Source organism: Roseateles sp. P5_E1 (assembly GCF_054049335.1).
Genome location: NZ_JBFUMN010000005.1, coordinates 104,866 through 118,709, shown reverse-complemented (window position 1 = coordinate 118,709; position 13,844 = coordinate 104,866). Strand labels below are relative to the sequence as shown.

Below are 13,844 nucleotides of genomic sequence, written 5' to 3'. Positions count from 1 at the left end.
AGTGTGTGAAGCGAGCGTGAAGTCAGCGCGGAAGAACCAAGCTGACGCGCAGCCCGGGCTCCGCCGCCTCGAAAGCCAGCCAGCCGCCATGCAGCTCGGCCACGCGGCGCGCGATGGCCAGGCCCAGGCCCGAGCCCTTGACGAGGCTGCCGGGCCGGGCTGTCGAGAAGAAGCGTTTTCCCAACTGGGCAAACGCCGCCGTTGGCACGCCGGGGCCTCGGTCGCGCAGCGTCAGGCGTGCGGTCGTCGCCGTTGTGCTGACGGCCAGTTCGAGCATGGAGCCGTCCGGTGCGAAGTCGATGGCATTGATGAGCAGATTGCCCAGGGCCAGCTCCAGCAGCGCCGTGTCCACTTTGACGATCGCTTCCTCGCGCGCCGTCCAGGTGACGTTCAAGCCTTTCTGCGCCAGGCGTGACGCCTGCCGCTCGAGTTGACCTTCGGCCCAGTCGGCCAAGGTGATCCGCTGGCGCTCGCCCGGCCCGACCTGGGCCTCCAGCTGCGACAGTGCCAGCACGCGCTCCACCAGCGTCTGCAGCCGCGCGGTCTGGTCCAGCACCTGGGCGGCGAAGCGMTGGCGGTCGGCGGCGGGCAGCTCGTCCTGCAGCAGCTCGCCGCTGGCGCGCAGCGCGGCCAGCGGGCTCTTCAGTTCATGCGTCAGTGCGCGCACGTCGTGTTCGAGCTGCTCACGGCCTTCGAGGCGGCGGCGCATGTCGTCCATGGCATGGGCGAGATCGCCCAATTCACCTGGCATGGCCGGCGGTGCAATGGCCTGGCCAGCCTGGGCCTGCTGGGCATAGCGGCGCAGCCGCCGCACCGAGGCGACCAGCCACAGCGTCACCGTCACGCCGACGATGAGGCTGGCGGCCAGCAGTGCGGCGCCAGCCCAGAACACGCGGCGCTCGGCGCGGTCGATGAAGCGCTGCACGCTGGCCACCGGTTTGGCGACGCTGACGACGCCCAGCGTGCGGCCGTCCTTGAGGATGGGCGCCGCGACGACGAGGATGGTGCTGCGGTCGTCCGCGGAATAGCGCGTCGAGCGCGCGCCATAGTCGCCGCGCAGCGTCAGCGCCACGTCGCGCCACTGCGAGTAGTCCTGGCCCACGGCCGAGGGCTGGCCGGAGTCGAGCACGACGCGGCCGTGGGCGTCGGTCACATAGATGCGCAGGTCCAGGCTCTGCTTGCGCAAACCCCAGATCGGTACGTCGACCTCACGTTTCACATAGCGCTGCAGCCGCGCGGCCAGAGGGCTGTCGAGCTTGAGGCCGTTGGCGCCCATCTCATCGGCGGCGGTCTCGGCCATCAGATGGGCGGTGTCCACCATCAGGTCTTCCATGACCTCGCGCACGCTGGGCTTGACCTCGGCCAGGAAGACTTTCAGCAGTAGCACTGCGCTGAGGCCGGCGATCAGGAAGAAGCCGAAGAAGACTCTGAGCCCCAGCCGCACGTCAGGAACTCCGAACAAAGCCACAGAGGCACAGAGACACGGAGAAGCAGGCTTGTCCTCTGTGTCTCTGTGCCTCTGTGGCTGTGTTCATGGGCGGTTGGCGGCTGGTCATGGTTCCAATGAATAGCCCAGCCCGCGGTGCGTCTTGATGGGGTCGCGCGCCGGCGCCGCCTCGCGCAGCTTGGCGCGCAGCGTCTTGATGTGGGTGTCCACGGTGCGGTCTGTGCTCTCGGCGCTGCTGCCCCAGACGGCGTCCAGCAACGCGTCGCGGCTGTGGATGCGCTGCGGGGCACGCAGCAGATGCGTCAGCAGGCCGAGCTCCAGCTTGGTGAGGTTGAGCGGCACGCCGTCCAGGCTGACTCGCGTACCGTCGACCGTGAAGCCCAGCGTTGGCGCGGGCGCGGCCTGGGCGCGGCGCAGCAGGGCGCGCACGCGGGCGACCAGCTCGCGCGGGCTGAAAGGCTTGGCGAGGTAGTCGTCGGCGCCCAGCTCCAGGCCGAGCACGCGATCCATCTCCTCGCTGCGCGCGCTCAGCACGATGACGGGCAGGCGGGAGAGCGGGCCATTGCGCAGCTCTCGGCAAAGGTCMAGGCCGTGGCCGTCGGGCAGGCCGATGTCGAGGATGAGCAGCTCGGGCGCCGGTGCCGCGCGAAGGCGCTCGCGGGCCTCAGCCAGCCAGGCGCAGTGCTCGACGACGAAGCCCTCGCGCCGCAGCGCGAACGCGACGGTGTCCGCAATCGCCGGGTCGTCTTCCAGCAGCAGGATCAAGTGCGCCAACCCTTGGCCAAGCTCGCGACGAGCTGCGCAGCCGAACCCGGCGCACGGTTGACCGGCAGCGCCTGACCGGCCCAGAGGCTGATGAAGTCAGCCCGGCCGGCCCTGGCCGCCGCCTGGCGCATCGGTCGGCTGGCCGCGTTGGGCTGCGGGAAGGCGGGCAGGACGATGCCCTCCAGCTCCCGCGTGACGCGGTTGGCCACGCCGCGCGCCAGGCGGCCGGAGAAGGCGCGCGTCAGCGTCGAATCGGCGTCGCTCGCGGTCAGCAGGGCGGCGCGGTAGGGCGGCGACAGTGGGCATTCGTCGACCAGCAGAAAAGCCGTGCCGACCGTCACTGCGCTGGCGCCCAGCGCCTGCGCCGCCGCAACGCCGCGTGCGTCGGCGATGCCGCCGGCAGCGATGACCGGGACATCCAGCGCGTCGACGAGCTGGGGCACCAGCGCCATCGTGCCGATCAGCGCGCCTTCCGCGCTGCCCAGGAAGCCGCCGCGGTGGCCACCGCCTTCGTAGCCCTGGGCGATGACGGCATCCACGCCGCTGGCCTGCAGCAGCAGGCCTTCCGCCACCTGCGTGGCCGTGCCGAGCACGGTGAAGCCCTGTGCCTTCAACGCTGCCACGCGCGCCACGCCGGGGTCGCCCATGGCGAAGCTGATGACGGCGGGATGCGCGGCGATGGTGGCCTCAAGCTGGGTGTCGAAGTCCTCCTCGAAGCGCTCCGGCCGCGCCGGCGCTGGCAGGCCCAGTTCGGAGTGCCAGGCGGCCAGGCGGGCGAGGTAGGCGTCCAGTGCGCTGTCGTCGCGCAGCCAGGGCTGCGGGCAGAACAGGTTGATGCCGAAGGGCTGGCCGGTGCGCGCGCGGATGTCGGCGGCAATCTCGGTGATGCGTGCCGGCGTCAGGTAGGCCGCGCCGAGCTGGCCGAAGCCGCCGCCTGCGCTCACGGCGGCCACCAGCGCGGCGCTGGACGCCTCGCCGGCCATCGGCGCCATCCAGATGGGAGGCAGGTCAAACAGGCTCATGTGGTCACCCCACGGTTCGTGCGGCCAGCACCGGGAAAAGCTTGATGAGGCCGTCGGCCAGCAGCTCCACCGCCAGCGCGGCGAGGATGAGGCCCATCAGCCGCGTCATGATGTTGATGCCGGTCTGGCCCAGCACCTTGGCGATCTTGCTGGACGCGGAGAAGACCACGAAGGTGACGAGGGCGACGACAACGCCATAGCCGCAAAGCACGGCCAACTCCCACCAGACGCGCGTCTTGTCGGCGTAGATGACCATGGTGGAGATGGTGGCCGGGCCGGTCAGCAGCGGGATGGCCAGCGGCACGACGGCGATGCTGGCGCCGGCGTCGGCCTTGGTGTTGCCCTCCGACACATCCTCCTTGCGCGCCTCGGCCGGCTGGGCGTTGAGCATCTGCAGCGAGCTGATCAAGAGCAGGCAGCCGCCGCCCACCTGGAAGCTGGCCAGCGAGATGCCGAAGAACTCGATGATCTTCAGCCCGAACAGCGCGCTCAGCGCGATGACGATGCCGGCCGTGCTGGCGCTGACGAGGATGGTCTTGCGCCGCTGCGTGCGCGAAAAGGCGGACGTGAAATGGATGAAGAAGGGCACCACGCCAACCGGATTCACGATGGCCAACAGCGCGACGAGGGGCTTGTAGATGTCCATGGCGACTGATTGTGGCGGGCCCCGATGCTGTCAAGGCCGAAAAACTCAAGCCTCTGCGTGTTCGCGCAGGGTGCGCAGATAGTCCAGCCCTGCCGCGCCGCGGCAACCCCACCAGCTGAGCAGTTCGCCGTCGACCAACTGCACGCGTGCCTGCGGGCACAGCGCCTGCGCCGCGGCGATATGCGCAGCACCGAAGCGATAAGGCTCGGAGCTCAGCAGCACGCGGTCGATGTCGCGAAGCCAGGCTTCATCGCCCGCAAGCGCAGGGTAGCGGCCGGCGCCGTGCTCTCCGCCCAGCACGTCGGGCCAGGTGCGCCAGCCGACTTCGACCAGCAGCGTCGAGACATAGGTGTCGCGCGCCACCGTCATCCATGGGTCGCGCCAGATCAGGTAGAGCACGTTCTCGCCGGGCCAAGCGCGCTCACGGCAGCGCGCCAGCGCGGCGTTGAACTCAGCCGACAGCGCCGCGGCGCGTTCGTTGACGCCCGGCTGGTCGGCAAAGGCAGCGCGCAACTGCTCGAACAGCGCCAGGTTGTCCTCGGGCCGGCTCGGGTGGGTCACGATGACCTCGAGTACGAACTCCCGCAGCGCTTCGGCGGTTTCCAGCCGGTTCTCGTCCACGTTGACGATGACATGGGTGGGTGCGAGCTTTCTCAGCTTGGCCAGGTTCACGTCCTTGGTGCCACCCACCTTGGCAACGGTGGCAACCACCTCGGCGGGGTGGATGCAAAAACCGGTCCGGGCCACCAAGCGATGGCCCAGCCCCAAGGCCACCAGCGTCTCCGTCGCGCTTGGCACGAGCGACGCGATTCGGGGCGACGTCATTCCGCTTCGGTCACTGCCAGATAAACGGCACAGCAGCCGCGCAGCCAGACCAGGGTCGGCAGCACCAGGGCGATGGCGAACACGACGCCGCCGCCGATCAATGCAGCCAGGCCTAGCGCGCCGCCCTGCAGCGGCACGCCACTGGCGCCCAGGCCGCGCGGCCCCAAGCCCRTGACGCCGGCCAGCAACTGGTTGGCGGGCAGCTCCACACCCGCGCCGAGGATGGCCAGGCCGGCCACCATCCGCCCGCCGCTGACGACGACGAAGCTGACGGCCGCCGTGGCCAGCGCCGTCATCAGGTAGACGGCGGCCATCAGCAGCGCCGTTTCGGGCAGGCCGTGACGCAGGCGCTCGCGCAAAAAAACCAGCACGCCGGCGCTGCGCCGCCCCGCCCACACCGCTGGCCCCGCCAGAGGTCCGACGAGAACGACCAGGACGAAGCTGATGCCGCCCAGCACCAGCACGCCAGCCGGCAGCACGACGGCCAGCAGAGGCGCGCCGACGACCGGCCAATGCGTCGCCCACAGCAGCCCGGCGAGCACCAGGGCGGCCGCGCCGGCCAGGGCCAGGCAGGCCAACAGGGCGAGCAGCACGCGATGGCCGCTGCGCAGGGCGTCCGAGAGCGCGTCCTGGGGGTCGCGCACGGGCAGGCCGCGCGCCTGGTCCATCAGCATCAGACCCGTCGCATTGACGCTGAAAAAAGCGACAGCCAAGGCCAGCCCCACCCAGAGCGCGCTCAAGAGGCCTTGATCGCGCGCCAAGGCTGACTGGGCCATGGCCAGCAGCAGGCCGGCGGCGCAAAAACCGGCCAGCAGTGCATAGAGGGCGCGCAGATTGCGCGGCGCGTCGACGCTGGCGAGCACGCGGGTGAGGGGAACGAGCAGGCTGGTTGTCATGAATTCGGGTGGGGCGGGGCGATGGTATCGATGACGGGACCGTGATGGCTCCCAGGCGCCAGGGTTTGTGCTAGCTCTGAAAAACAACACTTGCCGGAGTGGCGTTCCGCAATCTCTTTACCCCGCCACCATAATCAATTGCCTGTGTCTGGACGCCGCACCTTCGCTTGAATGGTTCACGTAGGGTTGAAGCTCCACATGGTTTTTTGGTTTTGAGTAGAGAAGGGCTTCCCCATGGGAAACAAGCTTTATGTGGGCAATCTGGCCTACAGCGTGCGTGACGAATCGCTGCAAGAATCGTTCGGTCAATTTGGTACGGTGACCTCCGCGAAGGTCATGATGGACCGCGAGACGGGCCGTTCCAAGGGTTTTGGTTTCGTCGAAATGGGTTCGGACGCTGAGGCGCAAGCAGCCATCAACGGCATGAACGGCCAGGCCCTCGAAGGCCGCGCCATCGTCGTCAACGAGGCTCGTCCTCGTGAAGAGCGTCCGGGCGGCTTCGGCGGCGGCGGTGGCCGTTCCGGCGGTGGCGGCTTCGGTGGTGGTGGCGGCTACGGCGGCGGCGGCGGTGGTGGCCGTTCCGGCGGCGGCTACGGCGGCGGCGGTAGCAGCGGCGGTGGCGGCGGCTACGGTGGTGGTGGCGGCTACGGTGGTGGCGGCGGTGGCCGCTCCGGCGGTGGCGGCGGCTATGGCGGCGGCGGCGGTGGCCGCTCCGGCGGTGGCGGCGGCTACGGTGGTGGCGGCGGTGGCTACGGCGGCGGTGGCCGTTCCGGCGGCTATTGATCCCACAACCTCGCAAGAGATCTGAGCAAAGCGCCCTTTCGGGCGCTTTGTCTTTTCTGGTGGTGCATCTCTAGAACCCCAGCGTCGCCTTGGCGAAAACCTCGCTGGCGCGCACGGCACCCGGCTGTTCACGTGCCCGGTTCAGGCCCAGGCTGATGATGCGGCTCAGGCCCACACGGTGCTGGAACATCACCGACAGCACCCGCGCCCTGTCGTCCTGCGTAGCCAAGGTCGTGCCGGTGTCGGCGCGGCGGTTGAAGCGGGTCTGCTGCTGGATGAGCCGCAGGGAATCGCGCGGGCTCAGGTGCAAGACGACCAAGCTCTGGGCGCTGCGGTCCGTGAAGGCGCGGCGCCCGTCGGGCGCGTCAATCCAGGCCAGGCCGAAGCGCTGCTCGAACTCCAGCCACAACCCGGCGGGCAGCGGCAGGCGCATCTGGGCCTGGATCTGGGCTTGCGCGCCCAGGCCCACGCGATCGGCGTCGACATCCAGGCGCCGGCCCCATTCCACTTCGGCATCCACGTAGTTCAGCAGTTCGCCCGGGTTGGATTCGATGCCGATCAGCAGCGTGCGCGTCGCATGCAGCGGGCCGCCGCTCCGGGCGCGGTGGCTGTCCAGGCCAACGTGGCCCCAAACGCCGGTGTTGCGTGCGGCGGCGAACCAGAAGCCTGGCTGGAAGAGGCGGTCGACGACCTGGCCTGCCGCGACGCCGAGCAGCGGATCGGCCAGGGTGCGTGTCTCCTGAACTTTCAGCTGCACCTCGTGGTCGTGCATGTCGATGCCGGCGAACTCCCGTGGCCCCAGGCGCAGATAGCCGAAGGCCGACGCACGTCGAATGCCGCTCTGGTTGACGAAGCCGTTGTCATTGGCAAAGCGAGGGCTGATCTCCTCGACGTTGACGTTGGCCGCCCAGTCGGCATCCCGGTGGCGCCAGGCCGCCCAGGCGCGGTGGCCGCGTTCGCGGCTCACGCGCAGTACCTGGCCGTCGGCGTCCAGGCCCAGCGTCGTATCGGACAGCAGCAGATGGCCGCGCCATTGGTCGTTGTCGCCGGCACGCCAGACGGCGTCGCTGCCGATGACCTGGGTCGTCAGCCCCTTGCCAAAGTCGCGTAGCGACACCAGGCCCGCCAGGCCGAGGTCGCCAAGTTGCGTGCGGCCGCGCGCGAAGCTGGCCTGGGAGCCGCGTGGCTGCACGCCGCTGCGCGTCGCAAAGGCACCGGCGCGCAACACCGTTCCGCCGCCGGCGTCGCGCAGATTCAGGGCCGTGGCCTCGGCGCCAGCGCCGCGCCAGGTGGCGCGCAGGCCCCAGTCGGGGTCGGTGATGGCGCGCGTGTAGAAGGCCGCGAGGCTGCGGTTCTCGCCCGATTCGTCGGGCTGGGTCGGACCGACGACGTCGGCGCTCTCCAGGAAGAAGGGGCGCTTCTCGGGCACGCTGAGCGCAAAGCGCGTGTTGCCGGCGAGCTGGGGCGCGTCGAGTTCGACCTGGGAGAAATCGGGATTGAGCGTCGCGTCCAGCACCCAGTCAGCGCGCGGCCGCCACTTGAACTCGGCGCCCAGCGAGGCCTTGCGCGTGCGGCGGGTGCCACTCTCGTCGCTGCTGTCGCGCGTCGAGCGCACTGTCAGCTCGGGCCGAAAGCCGATGAAGCTGCGTTCGCGCACCTGTTCTACCAGATCGCCCAGGCCATCGAGCGGCTGCAGCTCGGCGATGAAGCTCAGCGCGTCCTTGTTCAGAGCCGGCGAGCTGACGTTGAGCGTACGGTCGTCGCGCGGGATGTTGCGCGCGACCATGATGCGCCAGGGTGCACCGCCGTCGTGCGGGAACCTGAGCGCCGCGATGGGCCAGCGCAGCTCGATGCTGTAGCCGTCGGGCAGGCGGGTCGCGGCGGCATGGATGTCGAAGTCTGGCGCCGAGTCCTCGGTGTCCTCTTCGGCCGCGAACAGGCCGTCCTCGACGCCGCCGGCCGCACTGACTCGCACGTACTGAGCCGTGCGGCGATGGCCGACGGGGTCGATGAAGACGGAGACGAAGTCCTGGTCGGCCTTGACCTGGTCGCGTCGGGCCAGCGGGGCGCGGATGCGACCGGGCTCGGGGTCCCAGGCGCGGATGCCAAAGATGAGGGCGTCCTCGGTGACGAGAACCTGCACCGTCGTTCGCCAGCGCGCGGCCTGCTTGTCGGCGGGCAGGAACTGCGCAAAGCGTTCGTAGACGGGCGCGCGCAGCCAGGCCGCGTCATCCAGCTGCCCGTCAATGACAGGCGTGGCTTCGCTGGCAGTCAGGCGCAGGGCGGTAGGCTGTTGAAGTTCGGGGGCGTTGCCCCAGGCGGGCAGGGCCAGGGCGCAAAGGCCCAGGGCCATGCCCGAGCCGAGAAGGCGAAAAGTCATGAATATCGTCCGAGGTCGGCCGCCGAACGGGGCCGCAGGAATCAATGGGCTGGCGACGTCAGCGGTGGACGTGCAGCAGCGAGCGGGCGGCGCTGAAACGATGTTCAGCGCGCGGGCTTAGCAGGGATGAAGCACCTTGGCCATGATGTCCTCCTCAGCTGCATCGGCAGCTCTCGGGTCGAAGGCGCGCAGTGTAGCCACGGCGCGCGGGCCGTGAACAGCCCTATTCGCTCGCCCGCTTCTTGCGCGGCCGACTGCCCAGTGCCCGGTCGTAGAGCCAGTTGGGCAATATCCGCAGCAGCTTGGCCAGTACACCCATCTGCCACGGAATGACGCGGTAGCTGACCTGGGCGCGGATGGCGCGCACGGCCTGGTCGGCGAAGTCGTCGACCTGCATCAGGAAGGGCATGCTGTAGCGGTTGCCGCGCGTCAGTGGTGTGTCGATATAGCCCGGCAGCAGGGTGACGACGCTCACACCGAAGGGGCGGCATTCGCCGCGCAGGCTTTCGCAGTAGGCGACGACGGCGGACTTGCTGGCGCTGTAGGCCCCATGCCCCGGCAGCCCACGGATGGCCGCGACGCTGGCCACGCCGACCAACGTGCCCGAGCGGCGCTCGTTCATCGCCGCGACGAAGGGGTGGAAAGTGGCGGCCAGGCCGACGTTGTTGGTCTCGAAGGTGCGGCGCATCACCTCGAGGTCGTCGAAGTGGGCCGTGTCCATGCCGATGCTGATGCCAGCGTTTGCAATGACCACATCCGGCAGTCCTTGCGCGGCGATGCACTCGCGGCCGATGCGGGCCATGGCGTCCAGGTCGGCAACGTCCGCGCCGTAGACCTTGAAGCGGGCCGCGTCGAGCTTCTGCTCGGCCGCCCAGCGTTCGACCTCGGCGGTGCGGCGCGCGACCAGTGCGAGGCGTGCGCCGTCGCGGTAGTAGCGCAGGGCCAGGGCCTGGCCGATGCCGCTGGATGCGCCAGTGATGAAGACCAGCTCGCTCATCTCGGGGCCTTGGAGATGATTTGCCCCTGCGCCCTGCCCGTGAAGTGGACCTGGCCGGTCAGGTGACGGTACTCGAAGTTCTGCGCGTGCAGCGTCGAGCTGCCCTGGCGGATGGTGACCGGCAGGTGCGAGCGCAGGATCTCGCTGTTGGACAGGGCCTGCAGGAACTCGCCGCGCACCTCGAGCTGGGCCGGCGCGTTCTCGCCGGCGCCAGGTGGCAGGCGGCGCAGGTGGACGTTGCCGAGCAGCTGCATGTCGCTGCCGTCGCCATTGCTGAGGGCGCGCTTGGCGTCGGCGATGGCCAGGCTGCCGTCCGGCCCGATGGCACGCACGCGGACCTCGTCGATCTCGACAGTGTCGGTGTCCGGGTAATGGCGCAGTTCGGCCCCGGCGATCTGCACATGCAGCCGCCCATCGGCGCCGATGCGCTGGATCTCGAAGTTGGCCATGCGGTAGTCGGGCAGATGGCGCGGTGCCGCGACCTCGCCCGGTGCGTCGATCAGCGGCGTGTTCTTCACCAGCCACCAGGTTGCGCTGGCCAGCGCGGCCATCAGCAGCAGCGGCAGGTAGTTGGACAGCAGGCTCTGCAGCCGCCACAGCATGGGCCTGGGCTTCTGGCGGCGCGGCAGCGGTGCCGGCAATGCAACCGGTGTCACGAGGCCTTGCCCCCGTCCAGCGTGTCGTGATGAGTGTTGAGCAGACGCTCGTAATGGCCGGCGGCCATCAGCAGCACATCGCAATACTCGCGCGCCGCGCCGTAGCCACCGGCGGCGCGCGTGACATGGTGGGCGATGGCCAGCACCTCGGCATGAGCGCCGGGTGGTGCGCAGGCGAAGCCGGCACGCATCATCAGCGGCAGGTCGGGCCAGTCGTCGCCCATGACGGCGACTTCGTCCCAGCTGGCGCCGAGTGCGCTGAGCAGGGGCTCGGCGGCGGCAAGCTTGTCGCGCGCGCCGTAGACGGCATGCTGCAGGTCCAGGTCGGCGACGCGGCGGCGCACGGCCAGGCTGTCGCGGCCGGTGACGATGACCGGCGTGATGCCCACCTGCTGCAGCGACTTCAGGCCGTGGCCGTCGAGCGTGTTGAAGGCCTTGAACGCTTCGCCATGCTCGCCGATGTAGATGCGGCCATCAGTCAGCACGCCGTCGACGTCGAAGATGGCCAGCTTGATCGCCAGGCCGCGGCCTTGCGCCTTGACGAGGAGCTCGGGAGGGAATTTCAGCGCTGGCTTCACGTCAGATCACCTTGGCACGCATGAGGTCGTTGATGCTGATGGCACCCAGCAGGCGCTGCTCGGCATCGACGACCAGGACGACGGTGATGCGCGCGGCTTCCATCAGGTCGGCCGCGTCCACGGCAAGGGCTTCGGCGCCGACGGTGCGCGGCTTGGCATGGGCGACCTCGGCGGCGGTCAGCGCGCGCAGGTCGCGGCCCTGCTCGACGAGGCGGCGCAGGTCGCCGTCCGTAAAGATGCCAAGGACGTGATCGTCGCTGTCGACGATCACGGCCATGCCCAGGGCCTTGGCGCTCATCTCGCGCATCAGGTCGGTGAAGCCGGTGTCGGCCGCCACGCGGGGCAGGGCGTCGCCACTGCGCATCAGGTCGCGCACGTGCGTCAGCAGCTTGCGGCCCAGAGTGCCGCCGGGGTGGGAACGGGCGAAGTCCTCTGCCTTGAAGCCGCGGGTGTCGAGCAGGGCCACGGCGAGGGCGTCGCCCAGGGCCATCTGGGCCGTGGTGCTGGCCGTGGGCGCGAGCTGCAGCGGGCAGGCCTCCTCGGTGACCGCGCTGTCGAGCACGATGTCGGCATGGGCGGCCAGGCTGGACTGCGGCCGCCCCGTCATGGCGACGATGGGAATGCCCAGGCGCTTGAGCACGGGCAGGATGGCGTTGAGCTCGTCACTCTCGCCGGAATTGGAGAGAGCCAGCACGACGTCACTGCTGGTGACCATGCCGAGGTCGCCATGGGCCGCCTCGGCGGGGTGGACGAAGAGGGCGGGCGTGCCGGTGGAGGCCAGCGTCGCGGCGATCTTGCGGCCCACGTGGCCGCTCTTGCCCATGCCCATGACGGCCACGCGGCCGCGGCAGGCCAGCATCAGCTGCACGGCGCCCGCAAAGGCGTCGCCCAGGCGGGGCGCCAGCTCGGCGAGGGCACGGGCCTCGACCTCGAGCGCCTGACGGCCGATGCGCACAGCGCGCTCGGCGGCAAAGACGGGAGAACTCATGAGGCCAGTGTAGACAAGGGCTCACGCGGGGTAACCGGCGTGGCATTCAGCCTCTTCGCGGGGCAGGTCAGAGCGCGCGTGAGACGCCAGCAAGCAGCAAGCCTGGTGGTTTCGGCGCCACCGGACAATGCCGGCCTATGCCGACCAAGCCATTAGATCGATCCGCGCGCGCCGCCTTGCCGGCCGGCGCACTGGCGCTGGCCCTGGCCCTGCTGGCGCTGCTGGCCTGGGACCTCAGCCATCTCGACCTCTGGGCGGTCCGCCTGGGCGGCGACGCCAACGGTTTCGCGCTGCGCGAGGCCTGGGTCACGCGGGTGCTGATCCACGAAGGCGGGCGGCTGGTCTCCTACCTGGCCATGGGCTTCATCGTGCTGCTCAATCTGGTGCCTCGGCTGCTGCCCGCGCTGAGCCGGCCGGAGCGGCGCTGGTGGCTGGTGACGACACTGATCTGCCTGGCCGTCATCTCGCTGATGAAGCGCTTCAGCCTGACGAGCTGCCCCTGGGATCTGGCCGAGTTTGGCGGTGTGGCCCATTACATCTCCCACTGGGTGCTGGGTGCGCATGACGGCGGTGGCGGGCACTGCTTCCCTTCCGGCCATGCGAGCGCGGCTTTCGCCTATCTCTGCGGCGGCTGGGCGCTGGCGCGGGCCTACCCGCGGGCTGCGCGCGCCTGGGTGCTGGCCTGTGTGTTGCTGGGCGTCGTCTATGGCGTGGGGCAGATGCTGCGCGGTGCGCATTACCCCAGCCACACGATGTGGACGGGCTGGATCTGCTGGGCGGTGACCGTGGCCGCCGCCCAGGTCCGGCCGTGGCGCTTCAAGCGCGGCGCCGCGGCCTGAGAGCGGCCAAGGCGGCCAGGCCCCCGAGCAGCAACAGGGCGCTCGCCGGTTCCGGCACCGGCGTGACCGCGCCGGCGTCAAACGCGACGCTGCCGCCGGAGCCGAACAGGCCCAGCAGCACCGTCTCGTCGCCGCTGAAGACGGCCGTGGCCGAGTTGGTCTTGAGGTTGAAGCTGCCCTCCACCCAGGCGCCGAAGCCGCCTTTGTTGTCCTGGGGCCGATAGCGCAGCTTCACGGTGTCGCCCGAGGTCATGGACGCGCTGGCGAAGAGTTCGCTGCCGCCGCCGCCGCCGCTGATGTGCAGGCTGCTGCCCAGGGTGTCGCTGAAGATCATCTGGAAGAAGGAGTCGTTGCGGCCGGTGGATACCTTGACCACGTCTAGCGTGACCGTCTTGACGTGCTTGCCCGTCGCGACGGCGAGGAACCACTTGGGAATCGAGACGTCGACATGCTGGGTCCAGGCCAGGTCGGAGAAGCTGGCCTTGCCGATGCCCCCGCTGCTGACCAGGGTCAGGCCCCAGGAAAAGCTTTCGATGTCGATCCAGTCCTTGTGGTCCTTGTCGGTCGATTCACCGGGAATGCCGTCGATGTGCAGGAAATAGTCGTTGGCGGCCTGGGCGAGGCCCGCCGTGGCCAGACCGATGGCGAGCACTGCCACCCGCCAGGCCTGCTTGAAACCAGAAGCCATGTCGAATCTCCTTGCGCCCGGAATGGGCGCAGAGATGCTGGGCAAGAGCGGGGGTGCCCGCCATCCCCACGATGCAAAGGGTTTCCACAGAGTCGAGGAGGGAACGGGCGTCCTAGACTCGCCGCACAGGGACCTGTTCACATGACGGGAATCGGTGCGAGAGGGACTGCGCGGGTGTACGGCTAGGCGTCGCGCTGAAGCCCGGGTTGCATGCCCGGGCGATGCGCGCAACAACGCTGTGCGCCCGCGCAGCCCCTCTCCCGCAGGGTTGCCGCCCAACAGCCCGCGCGCGGCGTTGCGAAGCCTCGCTGGGGCCTACCCCAGCTTCGTTTCG

General features: G+C 69.6%; 14 protein-coding genes. 2 read left to right on the top strand and 12 right to left on the bottom strand.

The genetic code is table 11. The annotated features are described in order from the left end of the window. Nucleotides 1-22: 22 nt before the first annotated feature. The 6 genes from creC to ACXJKJ_RS07635 form a co-directional block, all read right to left on the bottom strand. A complete protein-coding gene (gene creC, locus ACXJKJ_RS07660; protein ID WP_457389680.1) occupies nucleotides 23-1,444 on the bottom strand; it encodes a two-component system sensor histidine kinase CreC in 1,422 nt (473 codons plus the stop codon). 108 nt (nucleotides 1,445-1,552) lie between these two features. Continuing rightward, the gene (gene creB / locus ACXJKJ_RS07655) at nucleotides 1,553-2,221 is read right to left on the bottom strand and encodes a two-component system response regulator CreB (RefSeq protein ID WP_056191863.1); all 669 of its coding nucleotides are present in this window, start codon (nucleotides 2,219-2,221) and stop codon (nucleotides 1,553-1,555) included. Then, entirely contained in the window at nucleotides 2,209-3,234 is a 1,026-nt protein-coding gene (locus ACXJKJ_RS07650; RefSeq protein ID WP_457389679.1) for an NAD(P)H-dependent flavin oxidoreductase, read from the bottom strand. The genes creB and ACXJKJ_RS07650 overlap by 13 nt, the downstream gene beginning before the upstream one ends. A gap of 4 nt (nucleotides 3,235-3,238) precedes the next feature. Beyond that, a complete protein-coding gene (locus tag ACXJKJ_RS07645; RefSeq protein WP_056191866.1) occupies nucleotides 3,239-3,880 on the bottom strand; it encodes a MarC family protein in 642 nt (213 codons plus the stop codon). A 45-nt stretch (nucleotides 3,881-3,925) separates the two neighbouring features. Then, nucleotides 3,926-4,705, bottom strand: a complete 780-nt coding sequence (locus tag ACXJKJ_RS07640; protein ID WP_457389678.1) for a helical backbone metal receptor — start codon at nucleotides 4,703-4,705, stop codon at nucleotides 3,926-3,928. Then, nucleotides 4,702-5,601 carry a hypothetical protein gene (locus ACXJKJ_RS07635; RefSeq protein WP_457389677.1) on the bottom strand — a complete coding sequence of 300 codons (900 nt, stop codon included), beginning with the start codon at nucleotides 5,599-5,601 and terminating at the stop codon, nucleotides 4,702-4,704. Before ACXJKJ_RS07635 ends, ACXJKJ_RS07640 begins: the two co-directional genes overlap by 4 nt. A gap of 234 nt (nucleotides 5,602-5,835) precedes the next feature. Between ACXJKJ_RS07635 and ACXJKJ_RS07630 the strand changes: the two genes are divergently transcribed. Beyond that, the gene (locus tag ACXJKJ_RS07630; RefSeq protein WP_457389676.1) at nucleotides 5,836-6,384 is read left to right on the top strand and encodes an RNA recognition motif domain-containing protein; all 549 of its coding nucleotides are present in this window, start codon (nucleotides 5,836-5,838) and stop codon (nucleotides 6,382-6,384) included. Between the two features lie 70 nt (nucleotides 6,385-6,454). Here the strand turns inward: ACXJKJ_RS07630 and ACXJKJ_RS07625 are convergent, their stop codons facing one another. From ACXJKJ_RS07625 to ACXJKJ_RS07605, 5 genes are all read right to left on the bottom strand, one after another. After that, the gene (locus ACXJKJ_RS07625; protein WP_457389675.1) at nucleotides 6,455-8,764 is read right to left on the bottom strand and encodes a DUF5916 domain-containing protein; all 2,310 of its coding nucleotides are present in this window, start codon (nucleotides 8,762-8,764) and stop codon (nucleotides 6,455-6,457) included. A gap of 223 nt (nucleotides 8,765-8,987) precedes the next feature. Beyond that, nucleotides 8,988-9,761 carry an SDR family oxidoreductase gene (locus ACXJKJ_RS07620; protein WP_457319946.1) on the bottom strand — a complete coding sequence of 258 codons (774 nt, stop codon included), beginning with the start codon at nucleotides 9,759-9,761 and terminating at the stop codon, nucleotides 8,988-8,990. Continuing rightward, nucleotides 9,758-10,363 (bottom strand): LPS export ABC transporter periplasmic protein LptC, encoded by a 606-nt coding sequence (gene lptC / locus ACXJKJ_RS07615; protein ID WP_457389674.1) that lies wholly within the window; start codon nucleotides 10,361-10,363, stop codon nucleotides 9,758-9,760. The genes ACXJKJ_RS07620 and lptC overlap by 4 nt, the downstream gene beginning before the upstream one ends. A gap of 50 nt (nucleotides 10,364-10,413) precedes the next feature. Further along, nucleotides 10,414-10,995: a KdsC family phosphatase gene (locus tag ACXJKJ_RS07610; RefSeq protein WP_457389673.1), complete on the bottom strand. Its 582-nt coding sequence runs from the start codon at nucleotides 10,993-10,995 to the stop codon at nucleotides 10,414-10,416. A 1-nt stretch (nucleotide 10,996) separates the two neighbouring features. Further along, complete coding sequence (locus ACXJKJ_RS07605; RefSeq protein WP_457389672.1) at nucleotides 10,997-11,983, bottom strand: KpsF/GutQ family sugar-phosphate isomerase; 987 nt, start codon at nucleotides 11,981-11,983, stop codon at nucleotides 10,997-10,999. Between the two features lie 137 nt (nucleotides 11,984-12,120). Here ACXJKJ_RS07605 and ACXJKJ_RS07600 point away from each other — a divergent pair, with 137 nt between their 5' ends. Beyond that, nucleotides 12,121-12,822, top strand: a complete 702-nt coding sequence (locus ACXJKJ_RS07600; RefSeq protein ID WP_457389671.1) for a phosphatase PAP2 family protein — start codon at nucleotides 12,121-12,123, stop codon at nucleotides 12,820-12,822. Here the strand turns inward: ACXJKJ_RS07600 and ACXJKJ_RS07595 are convergent. Continuing rightward, nucleotides 12,800-13,510, bottom strand: a complete 711-nt coding sequence (locus ACXJKJ_RS07595; RefSeq protein WP_457389670.1) for an Hcp family type VI secretion system effector — start codon at nucleotides 13,508-13,510, stop codon at nucleotides 12,800-12,802. The two genes, ACXJKJ_RS07600 and ACXJKJ_RS07595, sit on opposite strands and share 23 nt — an antisense overlap. Nucleotides 13,511-13,844 lie beyond the last annotated feature (334 nt).